Annotated in this window: 33 protein-coding genes; 31 read left to right on the top strand and 2 right to left on the bottom strand. The window is 34.9% G+C overall.

What is annotated here, in order from left to right:
* Nucleotides 1–57: 57 nt before the first annotated feature.
* On the top strand, nt 58–225 hold the full coding sequence (locus NKT06_RS18295) for a hypothetical protein (RefSeq protein ID WP_253437542.1): 168 nt from the start codon (nt 58–60) through the stop codon (nt 223–225).
* Between the two features lie 33 nt (nt 226–258).
* Nucleotides 259–486, top strand: coding sequence for a hypothetical protein (locus tag NKT06_RS18290; protein ID WP_253437539.1), 228 nt, complete (start codon nt 259–261; stop codon nt 484–486).
* Nucleotides 487–583: 97 nt separating this feature from the next.
* Here NKT06_RS18290 and NKT06_RS18285 read toward each other — a convergent pair whose 3' ends face one another.
* On the bottom strand, nt 584–982 hold the full coding sequence (locus tag NKT06_RS18285; RefSeq protein WP_253437536.1) for a hypothetical protein: 399 nt from the start codon (nt 980–982) through the stop codon (nt 584–586).
* 97 nt (nt 983–1079) lie between these two features.
* Nucleotides 1080–1583, bottom strand: a complete 504-nt coding sequence (locus tag NKT06_RS18280) for a stalk domain-containing protein (protein WP_253437533.1) — start codon at nt 1581–1583, stop codon at nt 1080–1082.
* Nucleotides 1584–1739: 156 nt separating this feature from the next.
* Here NKT06_RS18280 and NKT06_RS18275 point away from each other — a divergent pair, with 156 nt between their 5' ends.
* From NKT06_RS18275 to NKT06_RS18135, 29 genes are all read left to right on the top strand, one after another.
* Nucleotides 1740–2984, top strand: coding sequence for a DNA polymerase IV (locus tag NKT06_RS18275; protein WP_483311580.1), 1245 nt, complete (start codon nt 1740–1742; stop codon nt 2982–2984).
* Nucleotides 2981–3331: a YolD-like family protein gene (locus NKT06_RS18270; protein ID WP_253437529.1), complete on the top strand. Its 351-nt coding sequence runs from the start codon at nt 2981–2983 to the stop codon at nt 3329–3331. Before NKT06_RS18275 ends, NKT06_RS18270 begins: the two co-directional genes overlap by 4 nt.
* Entirely contained in the window at nt 3331–3693 is a 363-nt protein-coding gene (locus NKT06_RS18265) for a YhjD family protein (RefSeq protein ID WP_253437526.1), read from the top strand. The genes NKT06_RS18270 and NKT06_RS18265 overlap by 1 nt, the downstream gene beginning before the upstream one ends.
* A gap of 117 nt (nt 3694–3810) precedes the next feature.
* Nucleotides 3811–4449: a hypothetical protein gene (locus NKT06_RS18260; protein WP_253437523.1), complete on the top strand. Its 639-nt coding sequence runs from the start codon at nt 3811–3813 to the stop codon at nt 4447–4449.
* Between the two features lie 143 nt (nt 4450–4592).
* Nucleotides 4593–4730 carry a hypothetical protein gene (locus tag NKT06_RS18255; RefSeq protein ID WP_253437520.1) on the top strand — a complete coding sequence of 46 codons (138 nt, stop codon included), beginning with the start codon at nt 4593–4595 and terminating at the stop codon, nt 4728–4730.
* Nucleotides 4731–4767: 37 nt separating this feature from the next.
* Nucleotides 4768–4980 (top strand): hypothetical protein, encoded by a 213-nt coding sequence (locus NKT06_RS18250; RefSeq protein WP_253437517.1) that lies wholly within the window; start codon nt 4768–4770, stop codon nt 4978–4980.
* Between the two features lie 49 nt (nt 4981–5029).
* A complete protein-coding gene (locus NKT06_RS18245) occupies nt 5030–5389 on the top strand; it encodes a hypothetical protein (protein ID WP_253437514.1) in 360 nt (119 codons plus the stop codon).
* Between the two features lie 28 nt (nt 5390–5417).
* Entirely contained in the window at nt 5418–5633 is a 216-nt protein-coding gene (locus NKT06_RS18240) for a hypothetical protein (protein ID WP_253437511.1), read from the top strand.
* Between the two features lie 76 nt (nt 5634–5709).
* On the top strand, nt 5710–6366 hold the full coding sequence (locus NKT06_RS18235; protein ID WP_253437508.1) for a metallophosphoesterase: 657 nt from the start codon (nt 5710–5712) through the stop codon (nt 6364–6366).
* 32 nt (nt 6367–6398) lie between these two features.
* The gene (locus NKT06_RS18230; RefSeq protein WP_253437505.1) at nt 6399–6956 is read left to right on the top strand and encodes a hypothetical protein; all 558 of its coding nucleotides are present in this window, start codon (nt 6399–6401) and stop codon (nt 6954–6956) included.
* A gap of 61 nt (nt 6957–7017) precedes the next feature.
* Complete coding sequence (locus tag NKT06_RS18225) at nt 7018–7386, top strand: hypothetical protein (RefSeq protein WP_253437502.1); 369 nt, start codon at nt 7018–7020, stop codon at nt 7384–7386.
* A 24-nt stretch (nt 7387–7410) separates the two neighbouring features.
* Complete coding sequence (locus tag NKT06_RS18220) at nt 7411–7626, top strand: hypothetical protein (RefSeq protein ID WP_253437499.1); 216 nt, start codon at nt 7411–7413, stop codon at nt 7624–7626.
* A gap of 79 nt (nt 7627–7705) precedes the next feature.
* On the top strand, nt 7706–7954 hold the full coding sequence (locus tag NKT06_RS18215; RefSeq protein WP_253437496.1) for a hypothetical protein: 249 nt from the start codon (nt 7706–7708) through the stop codon (nt 7952–7954).
* Nucleotides 7941–8180, top strand: coding sequence for a hypothetical protein (locus tag NKT06_RS18210; RefSeq protein ID WP_253437492.1), 240 nt, complete (start codon nt 7941–7943; stop codon nt 8178–8180). Before NKT06_RS18215 ends, NKT06_RS18210 begins: the two co-directional genes overlap by 14 nt.
* A 17-nt stretch (nt 8181–8197) precedes the next feature.
* The gene (locus NKT06_RS18205) at nt 8198–8929 is read left to right on the top strand and encodes a DNA polymerase beta superfamily protein (RefSeq protein ID WP_253437489.1); all 732 of its coding nucleotides are present in this window, start codon (nt 8198–8200) and stop codon (nt 8927–8929) included.
* Between the two features lie 14 nt (nt 8930–8943).
* Nucleotides 8944–9156 (top strand): hypothetical protein, encoded by a 213-nt coding sequence (locus NKT06_RS18200; protein ID WP_253437486.1) that lies wholly within the window; start codon nt 8944–8946, stop codon nt 9154–9156.
* Nucleotides 9157–9186: 30 nt separating this feature from the next.
* Entirely contained in the window at nt 9187–9396 is a 210-nt protein-coding gene (locus tag NKT06_RS18195) for a hypothetical protein (RefSeq protein WP_253437483.1), read from the top strand.
* A gap of 38 nt (nt 9397–9434) precedes the next feature.
* Nucleotides 9435–9617: a hypothetical protein gene (locus NKT06_RS18190; protein ID WP_253437480.1), complete on the top strand. Its 183-nt coding sequence runs from the start codon at nt 9435–9437 to the stop codon at nt 9615–9617.
* Nucleotides 9618–9640: 23 nt separating this feature from the next.
* Complete coding sequence (locus tag NKT06_RS18185) at nt 9641–10087, top strand: hypothetical protein (RefSeq protein WP_253437477.1); 447 nt, start codon at nt 9641–9643, stop codon at nt 10085–10087.
* A gap of 11 nt (nt 10088–10098) precedes the next feature.
* Entirely contained in the window at nt 10099–10269 is a 171-nt protein-coding gene (locus NKT06_RS18180) for a hypothetical protein (protein ID WP_301289987.1), read from the top strand.
* Between the two features lie 56 nt (nt 10270–10325).
* Nucleotides 10326–10610, top strand: a complete 285-nt coding sequence (locus NKT06_RS18175; protein ID WP_253437471.1) for a hypothetical protein — start codon at nt 10326–10328, stop codon at nt 10608–10610.
* 60 nt (nt 10611–10670) lie between these two features.
* On the top strand, nt 10671–11507 hold the full coding sequence (locus tag NKT06_RS18170) for a Gabija anti-defense Gad2 family protein (RefSeq protein WP_253437468.1): 837 nt from the start codon (nt 10671–10673) through the stop codon (nt 11505–11507).
* 80 nt (nt 11508–11587) lie between these two features.
* Nucleotides 11588–11791, top strand: coding sequence for a hypothetical protein (locus tag NKT06_RS18165; RefSeq protein ID WP_253437465.1), 204 nt, complete (start codon nt 11588–11590; stop codon nt 11789–11791).
* 208 nt (nt 11792–11999) lie between these two features.
* Nucleotides 12000–12839: an ATP-dependent DNA ligase gene (locus NKT06_RS18160; RefSeq protein WP_253437462.1), complete on the top strand. Its 840-nt coding sequence runs from the start codon at nt 12000–12002 to the stop codon at nt 12837–12839.
* 67 nt (nt 12840–12906) lie between these two features.
* Nucleotides 12907–13422, top strand: coding sequence for a hypothetical protein (locus NKT06_RS18155; RefSeq protein WP_253437459.1), 516 nt, complete (start codon nt 12907–12909; stop codon nt 13420–13422).
* 180 nt (nt 13423–13602) lie between these two features.
* Nucleotides 13603–14937, top strand: a complete 1335-nt coding sequence (locus tag NKT06_RS18150; RefSeq protein WP_253437456.1) for a P-loop NTPase family protein — start codon at nt 13603–13605, stop codon at nt 14935–14937.
* A 33-nt stretch (nt 14938–14970) separates the two neighbouring features.
* Nucleotides 14971–16044: a DNA primase gene (locus NKT06_RS18145; RefSeq protein WP_253437453.1), complete on the top strand. Its 1074-nt coding sequence runs from the start codon at nt 14971–14973 to the stop codon at nt 16042–16044.
* Nucleotides 16045–16056: 12 nt separating this feature from the next.
* Nucleotides 16057–16212, top strand: coding sequence for a hypothetical protein (locus NKT06_RS18140; RefSeq protein ID WP_253437450.1), 156 nt, complete (start codon nt 16057–16059; stop codon nt 16210–16212).
* 428 nt (nt 16213–16640) lie between these two features.
* On the top strand, nt 16641–16790 hold the full coding sequence (locus tag NKT06_RS18135) for a hypothetical protein (RefSeq protein WP_253437446.1): 150 nt from the start codon (nt 16641–16643) through the stop codon (nt 16788–16790).
* Nucleotides 16791–16851 lie beyond the last annotated feature (61 nt).

Here is a 16851-nt window from a genome sequence, read left to right as displayed (position 1 = left end):
AATTTTTCGTTGAGTGAAGTCAAGAGTATTTAAAATACATATTTTAAGGAGAAATCTATGAGAAATATATATGTTGTCGATCCACCCAGAGGAACAGGTGAATATTGTGAATGTGGACAAGAAGCAATGTTTATATTGGGTCTCAGTGATAAAGAAAAACCACACCATATTTGTCCTGATTGCATTTCAGAAGTTGCCAAGCGTATTATCGATGCTTTAGTTTAAACAAAAAACGCTAAGAGAGGAAGAAGACAGCCAATGAAAGGTAAACATGGACTGAATCAATATCGACTAAATCATGCAAAAGGATATGCTCAAAATTTTTTAGAGATGGTGAGCAAAATTGAGATAATGTTTCAAATGTCTGATCAGGGACTTGTTGAAGATGGAGTTGCAGAGAGATACATATCCAACAATATAAATGAACTCGATAGAAATTGGGAGTATTTCAAGGGATACATTGAACAGCGTGAAGACATGCGTTAATTTTTGATCAAATGAACATTTCTTTAAGAATGGCTACCTATCCGCTACTTACAACTTGGTTTTATTGAAGTGACGGATAGGTTTCAATCATATAAAATTATTCAGCACTCATTTGGCTGTATACTTGAGATCTTATTGAATCTATTTTATCATCTTTAAGGTTCTTGTCGGTTATGTTGGCTATCTCAGCGATCGTGTCTTCATCTAAGAGGTATTTTGTTCTCAGTATGTCATACACTTTTAAGTATTGATTTATTATATATTGATAATCTTTATCATCACTGTCTAATTTAGCGTCTGATATATCTTGAAGTATTCCAAATAACCATTTCATTCCTGCGCCAACAGCGACTACTTCATCTTCAATTTTCTGTGACTCTTCATACAAATAGAATCCAGCATCAACATTGTCAATTAGTGAAGTTGAATTGCAACCTACAATCGTAAGACAAATGCTACATACTGCAAGTAATTTAAAGGTGAAATCTGTTATCATTATTTACTAACTTCCCTCTGTATATAATGTAGAGCTATTCATAACTTTTGATGAAAGACAAGTTTTACAAGAAGAAAAAAGGGTGGAGAAATCCACCCTAAAGTTTTACCAACTTATCCTCAGGTATATCATACTTGTAGACTGCTCCATTAGTGAGCTCTACATAGTAATATCCCCAAGTGACAATGTACTCAGGATGATTTTCATATACTCTGACTACAAAATACTTCCCATCCTCACTATAACCCTCATCCATCATGCCAAGCTTGTACTTATCTACGTCTTTCTTAATTTTCGAATACACATACTTGTAGGCATTATCCTCATTTACAATAAACTTCGGTTGCTTGCCAATATAAAGATTGTCCTCTTTTAATGAAACCTTCTCACCAATTGCATTACTCATACTTCTAACTGGTACATATGTAGTGTTCTTGTACGTTATTGCATCAGTTGTGGACTTCTTATTTCCATCTACATATAAGTTAACCTTCTGAATTACTGCCTTAACTGGTGTAGTAGTTGCTGCAAATGCCGTTGCACCTGTAATTGTTGAACCAAGCAGGATACCGATTACTAACCCCTTTAATTTGTCCTTCATTATATTACTCCCTTGTTATCTGAAATAGAATGCTTACTGTATTATACAACTTAAATATCTAAATGAACTACAAAAATTTCCTGTTGCATAAAGAACGTATGTTCGGTGTATAATACTAATACAAACAAACGTTCTTATTTGATTATGGGAGTGATAATGATGGCGAAGAAAGAGCGGACAATTATGTTAATTGACATGCAATCGTTTTATGCCAGTGTTGAAAAGGCTAAAATGCCACAGTACAAAAACAAACCATTGGCAGTTGCAGGAGATCCAGCAAGACGTTCAGGAATAATACTTGCTGCATGTCCTCTGGCTAAGGCAAAAGGCGTGTCAACCGCTGAACCATTATGGCAATCACTTCAAAAGTGTCCTGAACTAATTATAGTAAGGCCACATATGCAGGAATATATCGAGGTTTCTACTCAAATTATGTCCATTATTGAGGAGTTTACCGATCTAGTGGAGCCCTATAGTATCGATGAGCTATTTTGCGATGTGACTGGCTCTCTTCACTTATTTGGTAATGACCCGATTGATTTAGCAAAGCAGATTCAAGACAAGATTTACAATGAAACGGGAGTCTATGCAAGAGCAGGTATCTCAACCAATAAAGTAATGAGTAAGCTCTGTTGTGATATGATCGCAAAGAAGATTGATGGTGGAGTATTCTTTCTTAGAAAAGAAGAACTACATGAGCACATAGGTGATAAGCCAATTCGAGATATGTGGGGTATTGGATCTAGAATGGAAAAGCACCTGTGGAAAATGGGTATTCGAACAATAAAACAGCTTGCCGATACTCCTCTATCAAAATTGAGAAGTAAATGGGGTGTAAACGGTGAGGTTATTTGGAGGGTAGCCAATGGCTTAGATGACTCTCCGGTAACAGTAAATACTCACAGTGTGCAAAAGGATATTGGTAATGGTATGACTCTACCTAGAGACTATACTGAACAGTGGGAAATTGACGTTGTAATTCAAGACATATGTACAGAGGTTTGCAGACGTACCCGGAAAAAGGGATTAATGGGTAGTGTAGTCACTATGAGCCTATCCGGTGCTGACTTTGATCATCCAACTGGATTCAGTAGACAGGTTAAATTGCAAGATCCCACAAACATAACAGTTGATGTGTGTAAGATAGCTAAACAAATCTTTAGGCAACATTGGGATGGTCAACCTGTAAGACGAGTTGGGATTTCATTATCGAATCTTTCCAATGCTGAGACGTATCAACTGTCATTGTTCGATGATCAGGAACAAAAGAGAGCAGTGGATAAAGTAATGGATGACATCAAGGATCGTTTTGGTGATATTGCAATCTTACGGGCAAGCTCAATCACGTCTGCTGGTCAGGCTATCGACAGATCAAATAAAATTGGGGGGCATTATAAATGAGTAAAAAACTTGAGGCAAATGGATTGTGGGAATCAAGTCGTATGATGCTGCCACAACATAAAGAAAGAATCATTGAACATCGTTCGAGGGATAATGATGAGATTAAACCTCTGCTAAATGAGGATGAGTGGGAGGTAATTTACCAGAACATAGGCATATCATATAGATACACTGAGGAAGCGAATTTTGAGGTGTTTGAGCTGAATTCCAAACGGGTTGTAAGTGGGATTGTATCAAAGGTTAATGAGTTAGGAAAGAAGGTTAGAGTAGAATGGGAAGATGGACACGAATGGATTGACATAAAAAGTTTAGTTGCGGTGCGATTATCAGGAGGAGGATTAGAATAATGAAGCAAAGTGCTGAAGAGTTGGAACTAGTGAAAAAATATGCTGAGATGCCACTATTATTAGATGTAATAGAGGAGGACAAGAAGAGAATCGATGAGAGCAGTGTTATATTAAAAAGAGAGCTGAAATTCTATTTAAATGCACTACAAGACAAGGTGACCACCGACATATACGAGCTGAAGAAAGCATTAAGAAATAGAGACATTAAAATAATCGAACAGAAAAGAACCAAAGAAAATTTGACTATCTCCTATTCAATTCAGGGCTATCAACATAAGATGAGCCCACTAATGAGTAGGGTTAGAACGGATGTATTAGTGATGTTAGCTGATTACATGAAATTAGATTTAACTGATATGTGAAGTGAATTGTTGCTTGACTTTTAAGAATAAAAATAATAATATTATTTATGTGAGATAGAAGGATAAATTTATTAAATGTCGAATAAGTTAAGTACTAACAAATAGGAGTGATATACCATGAGAAATTACGATGAAGAAATTGCAAGAAAACAAACAGAAGTGGAAGCTAAGAAAGACGAAATGGCACACATACATACTGTATTTATGCAAAGACTGGCTCTATTTTTCAACAAATTATATGCCGAAAAAGCAAAAAAGTTAGTAACTGACAATGCCGAAAAGTCATACGAGGTTGGCGAAGATAATCTTAAATTATTGAAACAAGATGTTCAACTGTTAATTGAAAGATCACATGAATTAATAAGTGAGCATTTAGATAAAGAGGAACTTTGGTGGCACCAGAGAGAAAATAGTAAGACCTATAGACATATTAATGAGCATCGTATCCCCGATTTTTTAGAAGAGCAATTGAGACTAGTCTATGGTGAGTTGGGGAAGGTATTCGAAAAACATAAAATTATTACAATTAGGGAACATAGCGATACACGTACACATACAGGTGTTATGAGTGATTTTGGGCGGAAAAATGGAAAAATAAGATACGCTTATAGTTTCGATTTGAGTGAAGATGTACTACAGGCACTAAATATCTACTCAGAAGAACATCGTAAAGCCACAGTTATAATTTCACAAATTGAAGAACTTAAAAGGGAAAAAGCCGTTACGCAGATAGGTGACGTTTGGGATTCACTTTGATTTCTCTAGTTTACTAAATCAAGTTTCTTTATTAAATAACCGAGATATCACAAAACAATAAATCTCAACTTGTATCTCGGTTATTTAATAAAATCAAATGAAAGAGTAGTTTTATAAAAATTAACTATGGAGGTTTAAAATATATGAATTTTCAATGTGAAGAATGCTTTGATAATGAATATGCAGAGGTTGTTGGGAGTGGTGAAGATGAAAATGGTGAATTCACTGATTATGAATGTGCCGACTGTCATCATGTAACCAGAATCTACGATCCTGAATAAGAAGAATGTTCATCATACTCGAAAGGAGGATTCAAAAATGAGTAAAAAGGGTGGAGAGATACTCGTTGATTTATGGAGTAGAGTTGACCAAGCCGATTATGACTTAATGATTGAAGAAGCTTTTAAGCTACTACCAACAACTGCCCAAAAGAGATTTATAGCAAAACTTTTAGATAATAACCGATGGGATCTTGCTGGAGAACCTAACGAAGAAGAAATTTTTAATTATCGGAGCTTCGTTAATACATAAGCCATTGATAAAACGAATCTTTTACTCAGTCTCTGAAGGGATGATAATTGTGCATATTAAAATCAAGAAGTGTAGCAGTGATTCATATTGGTATGCCAATAAGATAAATCAACAATTTGAGGTTTCTGGTGTAGAGGAAGATATCTATAGAGTCAAAAACTATAGTATGGGTGAAGTTGGGATGAGATGGGACATTGCTCCAGTGCTAAAGACAGATGCTGAAGAAATGGACTCGAAATCATATCCTGAAACAAGAAAAGCTAAACCATGGCAAGTCAAAGAATTTAGAGCTGACAAGGCAAAGAAATCAGCAGAACGGTCAAGTTTCAATACTAAACAAGAAATAGATAAGTATGAGAAACTAAATTCTGATGCAGAGGTTACAAACAAATTACTTGATGAAATGTGAGATTAATTAAAAAGAAGGAGTTGTACATATGGCTATCAGCAAAGACATGAACACTGTTTATGGTGGATTATTAAAAAGCAAAGGGATAGATGACGCAAAAGCTTGGCTGAATCATCAAGGATATGAATTTATCGAGAATCCATCCAAAGCAAGATCTATTGAACTAAGAAAAGATGAAAAATCAAACTTTTACAGTACAGTCAATGGTGCTTGCTGGCAGGTTTATAGAGAGAAAACTAAGTAAAATATGACTTTCATAGAGAAAGGATTGAACAATATAAGTGATACATATTACTGGAGACATTCATGGAACAATTAGTGTGAACAAGCGACTCAATACTAAGAACTTCCCACAACAAAGGGATATGACTAAGGATGATTATGTAATCATTGCTGGAGATTTCGGTCTTATATGGGATGGAAGTAAAGAGGATCAATATTGGCTCAAGTGGCTGAATAAGACTAAACCATTTACGACATTATTTATTTGCGGTAATCATGAGAATTTTGATTTGCTTGAAGAATATCCAGTGGAAATTTGGAATGGTGGCAAAGTACATAGAATTAACGATAGCGTTATTCATCTGATGCGCGGACAGGTTTTTGAGATTGAGGGTAAAAAGTTCTTTACGTTTGGTGGCGCTGCTTCACACGACAAAGAGTATCGTAAAGAGGGTAAGTCCTGGTGGAGACGTGAGATGCCATCTCAAGAGGAATACGAAGAAGGATTAAAGAATCTAGAGAAACATGAATGGAAGGTAGACTACATACTTACACACACTTGCTCTACTACATCGCTAGAATATATTGAGCAGCGTTGTAATATACGAATGGATCGAGATGAGATGCATCCCTACTTTTATGGTATAGAGCAGAAGGCAGACTATAAACAGTGGTATTTTGGACATTTTCATCATGATTTTGAGTTACCGAATTATCAGAGGTTATTGTACACTGATATGATTAAAATAAATTAAATTAAATAAAATAGGAGGACGTTTTATTAAGAATGATTAAAAACAATTATACAATCAATGGAGATGTGGCAATCTTGCACATAACAAGAAGAAACGGTGACAAGTTTGATGTGTTAATTGATAAAGAAGACTTAGATATCCTAGATAAGAATAATTACATGGTCCATGTTAGTTGGGCAAAGAATGCTAAAACATACTATGCAGAGATTTCAAAACGTTTCACTGGAGAAAATGGTAAAAGAAAAGGTGTAACAATTATGCTCCATGGTGTTGTAATGGATAAAGTACATAAGAATAATAAGACGCATAAAGTGGATCATATAAGCACAAATAAATTAGACAACAGAAAAGAGAATTTGAGAATTGTAGAATCAATTAACAACAGTAAAAAAAGAAAGTCTAAGAATAGCAATAATAAGTCTGGATATCGAAATGTATCTTGGAACAAAGATTATGAGATGTGGGCTGTACAACTTCAAGTAGATCGTAAAAATAAAACAATGGGTCTATTTGATGATGTACATGAAGCTGGAAGGTACGCTGAAAAGATGAGAAGATACTATTATGGTGAGTTTGCTGGTAACAATTGATATAATACATAAGAATCTACATCAAATTTTCCTTTCATGGAGAAAAAGAAAGGGGCAGTTTATGAATTCAATGGATTTTGAAGCACGAAAAGGAAATCTAAGAACGTACTTTCTTTCAGACAAATTCAAAGAAAATGAGTTGGGTGAAAGAGTATATTACAAAGGCAAAAGAAATCTAAAGGAGCTCAAGTATATTCTTGATTTGGTATTTGGGGATGACTATGAGATTATTAATGAAACATATTTGCAAAATAGTCTAAGTAAAGAAATTGGTGGCTATATAACATGCAAAATGTATGTTGATGCTGATTTTAATGGCTTCAATCAAGGGGCTGCTGGCGACAATGTTTTTGCAAGGTTTAATTTAACTGAAAATGCTTTCTATATGGAACAAGCGCAGACAATTGAAGGCTTGGATCGCAACTGGTAACTTTATAGCATGAGGAGACAAGAGATGACAAATCATAGAAAAATTGTATTAGATTATCTTATGGAAGAAACACCATTTACCGTGAAACAGTCGTTTGTTGATCGAATTCAAGAAATTAATGAAGGATACGATGAAGTGCCTGAAGAGGTGATTGATTCATATAGGGAACTTAATGAATATGAAGTTTGGGAGATAATTCGTAAAATTGCTTGTGAGGGGAAAAGGCAGAACTCTAATTAATTAACATCCTAGAAAAGTTGTATTGCACAGAGCTAAGAATTGATAAAATCTTTCTTTTACATAGACAGGAGGAGGACGAATGCAGATTCCTGAAAGTATACCCGAGTATTTGACAGTGATGCCTTACAACGCTAATACGGCTTACAAGATGAAGAGGGAAGAGTCTATCGTGAGGCTGTCAAAGATATTGTCAGATGAATTTAGTAGCGTAGATGAATTGTGCAAACATCTTACAATTGGTCAAATTAGACGTATCAACGAACTATTGTTGACGGGAAAATATGATTTAAGACAAGCAATGGATGAGGTGAAAGATGTTCTCATCTAAAGAGTCAAATAATTTGATGATCGACTATTATCATACAGACATTAAAAAATTGAATCCAATTGAGCTAATGGGCTTATATTTAATAGGTCATGTAACTTTAAATAAACTAGCTGAACTATTAGGAATTACAGCAAACGATGCAAGAAAATTAGTCAATAGAGTGTGTAACGACATAGAGGTAACAGCAAAAGTTGATAGGTCGGTTCCAGATGTAGACATTCTCTAGGATAGGGGAGTAGATAGATGAAAATACATAATCGTGAGGCCGCATTTAAAGCCGTTTCGGGTAGCATAAATCGCAACTTGAATGATGAAGCTTCAGACAGAGACGTCAAATTCTTTGTACTACCAACTTTTGACGATCTATATGCTGGATCGCTTTATAAAAATTTTCAAACCTCTGAAGTAGAGGATATTGAAATTCATGATGTGAGAAAATTAGAAAAGCTGCTAACCAATTCGAATTTAACTTTTCTAGAATTGCTTTATTCGGTTGAAGTTGATACTTTTGGGTATCTTGAAATTGAACAACTTCACTCAATGAGGGATAAAATAAGTACGATTAATTTAAGAAGTCTTTTCAATAGCTGCTTTGGTATGTATAGGGGGCAAATGAAAGATCTTACCACTCCAAACTCTGAGTCGCAGATGGCTTTGATTGAGAAGTACGGATATAATACGAAGAAAGCCATGATGTCGCTACACTTTTTGTCATTCCTGACTAAATTCTATGTCTCTGACTTTAAAGATTTCAAGGGTGCGATTACATACCGTGGCGTAGGTAGAGAAAGCATGATGGATATTAAACACGGTAAGTATTCTCTTGATGAATTCAGAGAGATGGCTAAATCTAATGAAGAAGTCGCTCTTAATTTAGAACAGAAATACTATGATGTTCCTTTTAATAAAGAGACAGATTATCAGTTAAAAGAGTTATTGCGTACGTTGGTTAAAAACCATTTGAAAACAATTTAGAAAGGATTAGATAGATGGATAATGAAAAGATTGACTATTATATTAAGAGTTTATTTGGGGAAGGTATTGTTAAAAAAGCATACTGCGAAAACCTGAATGAATATCTAGAAAATCATGATCTTATCTATGAAGAAGAAATTAATCTTACCAAGATTAAAATTACAGTGGAATTAGTGAATGGTACTGTTTTAAAGATTGATCGAGACAGTATCTACAAGTCTATGTAAAAGTTTACTTTCACAGGAAAGAGGCGAATCATGATGACCAATAAGAAAACCAAAGAACTTTGTGCGCTAATGGATGATTTGCACGACCACAAAGAGAAATTGGATCATTATGCCATACATAGAAATAGATCTGGTAATCGCGTATCAAATAGACTGAAGCTCATGGAGGAACAGGCGGCAGAAATCGAAAAGATTGCTTTAAAAATTCAACATCAAATACAGTCCATGAGAAGAACTTAATTTGCTAAAAAGCGCGCTCTATTAAGGAGGTTAAAATCTTGAAGAACTATTTTGTCTATACTAATGAACCTGAATTACTTGAAGTGGTGGGATCAGTCTATTATCCTAAAATTAAAATGAGCTATGTTATATTTACTACCGATTTAGAGACAACAGAAATATGGAAGATTCCTAGCGTATATGAGGTTAGGGAATGTGAAATGGGAAGATTGGACATCTAATCTATCGAGAGGAGGAATGAAGATTGCAGCACTACCATTTATTCAAGAAACTTAAAGCGGATACATGGGATTGGCACAGTGATGAAGATGATGAATTATGGGAAGAAATTAGAAAAGAGTATGACAACGACAAGTGGAAGCCCGTCATGGAACTTTTGGTCAATCAGAACATGAGTAGAGGAAATAAGGCTTTAATCACTAAAACTTCATATAAGCTATCAAAGAGGATTAAAGAGGAACAAGAAATCGATGTTTTCCCTGCAATCGTTAAGATTGACTACGGCTCAATGGCAAAGATGGAACGTTTCGGATGGAAAATGTATTCAATGCTTGGTGAACATATGAGAAATGTTTATTCAAACTGGGCTCCTAAAGATTTATTACCAAAAAAATACGAAATTGAGTCCGAAGTATTTGGGGCTCTTGATTTGGAGCTACATAGAAACTTGAAGATTAAAGACAAAAAGTAGGGGTGGCTGACTTGGATGACGATAAAAAGCTATACAAAAAAGCTATAGAGCGTATCGACGAACTTGTAGATGAAGTATTACAGACTTGTAATGAAGTCGCTGACGATAATCATTATGACCGAGATTGGGTTTTAGATCGGTTCAGAACGCGTTTCAACAGAGCAAGAAAAGAATCCGTTTAGTACGTTAAAGAAGAACTCTATAAAAGGTTGATATCATATAGAAATGAGGATGAGAAATGGAAGTTAAAAGTCAAACAAGATGGGCTGAGATTAAAGAGTCGCTTAATTATGCTTCAGAAGTTAGAAAAAAGATGATTTCCCTATCTGCCAAACTAACCGTAGCTATACTGAAGAAGCAAGAAGATATTGGAATTAGCAATGCAGATTTAGCTACTAAAGCCCAAGTCGGTGAGAAATCCATTGTAGATTTAACTGATAATGATAACGTGCCGAGTATTGAAATTTTGATTAAGTTGTCACTGGCATTAGATATTGAGTTTGAATTAAGTACACAAAAATAATACTTGAACAATAAAAATACATATGATAAGATAAATCTAAAGGAGGAATTAAATACATATATGAATTTAAAAACAATTAAACGAAAGCTGCAAGATGCACACAGAGACTTTATTGGTTCTATAGATGATGAGTCAATTGTAAAGCTTGTTAATGAAAAGTCTTTTATTACCGGAGGAGCTATTGTATCGCTACTGCTTGATGAAGAACCGAATGATTATGATTACTACTTCATGGATAAAGAATCATGCAAGAAGGTAGCGGAATACTACATCAAAAAATTCAATAAGAGAACCAATAATCACTACGATGTTAAGGTTGAAGAGAAAGAAAATAGAATTAGAGTTATTGTGCCAAGCGCAGGAGTAGCAGGAGCAAAATACAAAGAAGGATATTTACCAGTCTTCGTATCGTCTAACGCAATCACTCTTTCGGATGATGTTCAATTGGTAAACAGATTTTATGGAAACCCTGAAGAGATACATAAGAATTATGACTACATTCATTGCACGTGTTACTTCATCCCACATAAGAACGAATTGGTTTTGCCACAGAAAGCTCTGGAGTCAATTCTTACAAAAGAACTTAAATATGTTGGATCTAAGTATCCACTAGCATCAGTTATTAGATCAAGAAAATACATACAAAGAGGTTGGAGTATCAACGCAGGACAATACTTAAAGATGATCTTACAATGTGGTGAGTTAAATCTAGATGATGCGAATGTCTTAGAAGAGCAATTGACTGGAGTAGATTTGACTCTGTTTAGAGATATTATTGAACAAATCAAAATCAACTCGGTGAAACCTGATTTTGTAATCAGTACTGAATGGATATCTGAAGTAATTGATCAGGTATTTGATGGAGAAGGTACAGATTCGATTGACATTTATGAGTAGGTAAAAGTACAGTTTCATCAGAATATTGGATTAGTAAATGGAAGAAATACGGAGAATGAATGAGCATAAGGGAGGTAAATATGGACGATAATATGAAATTATTTTTGAAGAAATTAAATCAGATCACAAAAGACACTGGAATATATATCAAAGTATATGATGACCCATGGTATTATCCAACACTAGGGAAAATCGAAGATCAGAATAAAGAAAGCGATACATGGATTAGTTATGACAATGATAAAAGAGAATATATAACAGTCGCTGGTAATCCATATAATTAGCATAAGTATTCAAGAAGAATAAACAAAGATTGGATTGATTGTAAGTGGAAGTAGAGTTTAAAACAGTGGATGATATATTAAAACACTATAATAATAAAGATAAAGAAAATAAGGATTCAGAGGCTATAGAGAAAAGTGAGTAAGTGTAGTATATAAAACAATACATATATTACCGATGAAACTGCATAATCCCGTTTGATATACTTAAATGGGTGATAATATGTTTACTTCTCCAATGTTGTTATACAAAGCACCAAACAACTTGCCATTCGATAGTGATCTGCATTTAACAGAGCTTAAACTCGATGGCATTCGCCTTATTATCGACTACAGGGATAAGGTGAAAATATATACCAGACACAACAATGACGTTACGGCCAAGTTTCCTGAACTGGTTGAAAATTTACCAATCCAAGAGGGGACAACACTTGACGGTGAACTGATCGTAACTGATTCAGACGGTAAGCCAAACTTTGAATCAATCATGGAAAGGTTTATGTCAAAAAAGAGTAAGCACAAAGTTACATTTTGCGCTTTCGACATAGTTAATTTTGAAGGAAAAAGTGTGACTTCCAAACCTCTTATAGAACGCAAAGAGATACTGTCCAATGCCTTCGTAGACAATGAATACTATGCTAAATCGATCTATATAAGAGGAAATGGAATTGAGTACTTCAGCCTTGCCAAGCAGCAAAAACTTGAAGGAATAGTTTTGAAGGATATCCGCTCAAAATATGAAATCGATAAAAGATCCGACAAATGGTTGAAGGTAATCGCGTATGAGGTAGGAGAATACTACATTGCTGGATACAAGAAAAATGAATTTGGTTGGATATTGTCTGATGGTAAACGAATAGTTGGGGTAATGAGTTTAGCTGTTGGCACAAACGAGAGAAAAGCGGGATATAGAGTGTTCCAGCAACTTAAAAAGAAAGAGACAGAGGATACGGTTTACATCGATCCTGCCATAAAGTGTGTTGTTAAACACCGGGGATACACTAAAAACAACTTGCTAAGATTGCCTGAATTCGAAAGCTTTGTATTCTAAGGAGGTGATTAAACTGGCTAGACCAGTTAAGTGTCCAATCTGCACACAATATGGACAGAAGGAAGACATGAAGTATGAAGAAGACAAACGATACTATCATGTTGAGTACTGTCATGGTAAGTATTTAAAGTTGAAGGCAGAGACAGTAAAAGAGAATCAAGAGTGGGACAATCTCTATCAATACATAATTAAGTTGCACGATATTTTATTGTTACCAAAAGGAAATATCACACGTCTTAAGGATCTAAGGGCTGGTTATGAGACTAAGAATGGCAAGCGTGAACGTAAATGGAGAACGGGGCCTGATTTTGGACTGATGCTGGATGCATATGTTTTGGCTGAAGACAGCATTAAATGGAATCTTACAAATACTCTGGACGGGTCAAACGATGTAAGAGCAATAAATTATTGTATAAGCATAATGATTGGTAAATTAAATGAAGCATTTGCAAGACGTAAAAATCGGATTGAACAAATGAAGATAATTAAAAAGACAACTAATCAGGATAAAGAGATAATTAGTAGCTCAATTAATAATAAAATAATCAAAAAAGATGACATGGATATTAGTGATTTTCTTTAGGGAGTGTGTGCTATAAACTATTTATTAGAATTTTGTGAGCCGTCAAGAATTCATGAGTCTATTTTTGTTGGATATTTGTGGAGCAATCCATCTCTATATGAAAAGTATAAGAACCATGAGATAACTAAAGATACATTTACAGAACCAGTATGGTGGTTCTACTTTTACATAGGAAGAGAAATGAGTATAAATAGCATCAAAACCTTTGATGATACAACAACATATTCATTTTTATCATCTCGTCCCGTAGAAGTCGGCAGGAAGTCATATTTCGAATACTATAACGAATACGGCGGCTATTCCACAATTGAAGAGATTGTTGAGGAATGTGAGAAGGATAAAGGTAACGATGAATATCATTTTTCGGAAATTCAAAAGTATGAAAGCCTAAGAAAATTTCAAAAAGAGGGATTAATTAATACTGGCGATCTCAACCTTGTAAAAAAATTAACAAAGATGAATCTAAAGCAGCTCCAATCTTTCTTCCAATACAAAACTAGCATTATTTTTTCACATATTAATTGTGGAGAGGTGGTTGAATACAACTTAAGCGACGATCTCGACCAAGCCATTGATAAAATGAATCAGGGTGAGGCAATGGGGCTTCCACTGCACGACTCCCCGAGACTTAGTAAGAAGATAAAGGGATGGAGAAAAGGTGAACTTATTTATTTGGTTCTTAGCTCAGGTGTGGGGAAAAGCTCTATAGCTATGGAGAAATTTGTTTTGTCTCTATATGAAAATGATCAAAAAGGCATGATGTTTACCAACGAAGAGAACGTTTGGAAATCTAGAAACCTTCTAATGGCTACGGTTTCTTCTAAGAAGCTAAACAAACCAATTAACCGAGAGAAGCTTTCAGAGGGGAAATTTGATGAGGCAACTCTTGAGAAGCTTTACAATGCGAGAGATTGGATTCAACAATATCCAAGAGACTTAGTAAAATTTTATGATCTGAAAAAATATCGAGTCGAAGATGTGTTAAGCCGTATCCAAATGATGAAACCGCTCAATTATTCATATGGTCTTCTAGATACATTTAAACCTGATAATTCAGCAAATGAAGCGGCTAGATGGGAGGCTTTTAGTAATGCTGCTCAGGCAATCTTTGACTGCATAAAGCCAGAAGCAAACAATTTGGGGATGTTGGCGACTGTTCAACTGAAGATAGGTAAAGAGTATAGGTTTCTAGATCTCAGTGCGATTGGCAAGTCACTTGAAATAGTAGAGGTTGCTTCAGTAGTTCTTATGGGTCGCCTTCTATATAATGACGAGATGCCCGGGAAAAAAGAAGAAATATTTGCTTACAACTGGGAGAAAAGCGATTTTGATGGTAAATGGCACAAGAAAGAATACAAACTTGATCCTGAAAAAACCTATCTTATTGTGTTCATTGCCAAGAATCGTGCCGGGGAGACATCGGAACAAATCATCTATGAGGTAAACTACGGAATTAACAGCTTTAAAGAAGTTGCCTATTCTCAGATGGGTAAAAAATCAAACTCGGCATTCTAATCGAGTTCTTGTTGATTGAAGGTGGAATAATGAGTGAATGAAGATTTAAAGTTAATTAAACAGAAAATTCTTGAAGAAGAACGAGTTGGTGAACTGCTTGAAGTAATGGGATGTGAACATGTCAATCCCAAGAAGAATAGATATGAAGCTCAATTACCTTACAAGTTCGAGTCCCCAAATAAGAGGTCTGTACAAGTTTACCTCAATGAATCTTTATCCAGCAGAATAAGGTCACTTGGGGAATCAGACATTGATATTTACGGATTAGTATCATACATAGTTTTCGATCATTACACATTAGAAGAGCAAAAGAAAAGTCTACCAAAGGCTAAAAGATGGATATGTGATAAGTTAAATTATAAGCAGTTTTTATCAGGATCTTATTCTCCCAGTCCATCATTAGATCATTTAAGTTGGCTAAAAAATGTAAAAAGAGGACGCAAGAAGAGTCGGCTGAGAGACGATTTGGAAAACGATATCTATGACGATGAGTACATGAATCAATTTGTCATGTTGCCACATAAAAAATACTACGATGAAGGAGTTGATTACAAAACACAGATTGAATTTGGCATAGGATATGACATAAGAAGTCAAAGAATTGTATTTCCAATACACAACCGTTTCGGGGATATTATCTCTGTCAAAGGAAGAACAATTTATGAGGATTATGAGGATAGAGATATCTATAAATTTATGTATCTCATCAACTTTAACAAGATGATAGAGTGGTACAATTGGCATCGAGCTATGTACTATATTCTTGAGGAAAAAGAAGTGATTATATTTGAAGCTGAAAAGACATGTTGGTTAAGTAGTCAGTTTGGTTTTAGAAATTGTCTGGCAATTAGCGGTGACGACATTAGTGAATATCAAGTAAAGATGATCAAAGAGTTAGGGCTAGACATCAATATTGTCATTGCTATGGATAAGGATAAGTCCGTAGAAGCAATAAAAAAACAAGCTGCTAAGTTTGGTAAAACACGGAATGTGTATGCGTTATTTGACAATAAAAACATGTACAAAGATAGGGATAGCCCCTGTGACCTTGGTTTGGATACATTTAAACAGCTATACGAAGAATCTAAATTTAAAATTTCTGTATGAGAGAGGTGTTAAATGTTTACTGTGAAGCAACTCGAAGAACTTAGCTTTCTATCTTGGTGGGATCTGGAGTGTCCACCCTTAAAGTTTCTAGTGAGTGACTGGAAAGAAGTCAATGGATTGAATGATGAGGCTATTGAAGCGATGATGGATATTTTGACTGATGTATAAGCAGATAAAATATAGTTTTCATTAAAATAAATAAAGAATAAAAATACATATTGACTTTGAATGATAATGTAATATAATAATACTATCAGATCGAAAGGGATGGTTGAATGTATGAGCAGAGGATGGACGAATCTGATTTTAGTCTCACTAAAAATGAGGAGGAAGCCACCCATGTTAAAATACTAGCGTGTCTGAGGAATGTGCCAGTTACAATCGGGGGAATGTACAAGCTCTACACTATGAAATATGATGATTGTGCCGCAGTAGAAGAAGAAATATACATATTAGATGATAACGGAAATGAGAACTTTTCATTCTGGATCTGCTGCAAAAAGGATTTCTACAAGTAACTGTTTGGACAACATTCATCAGGTGAGGAGAATGATCTGATGAATGTTGGATTTCATTGAGAAAAGAGGAGTGAAAACATGTACGTGAAAGACTTAGAAAAACTCATTGACGATAGACATTATAGGAACGACCCAGTAATTACAGGAATGTTCAAAATGCTAAAGAAACAACAAAAATATATTGAATTTCTAAAAAAGAAGAATGAGCAAATTATCAATGCTATGTAACAGTCTCGACTTTTAGAAAGGAAAGTGTATCTGAAGATGGATAAAGATGTGCCTCATGAAA

Origin of the sequence: Paenibacillus sp. 1781tsa1, assembly GCF_024159265.1 — a bacterium.
In the GTDB taxonomy this organism is placed as follows: domain Bacteria; phylum Bacillota; class Bacilli; order Paenibacillales; family Paenibacillaceae; genus Paenibacillus.
Note: the sequence above shows the minus strand (reverse complement) of the source record. Positions and strands in the feature narration are given on the sequence as shown.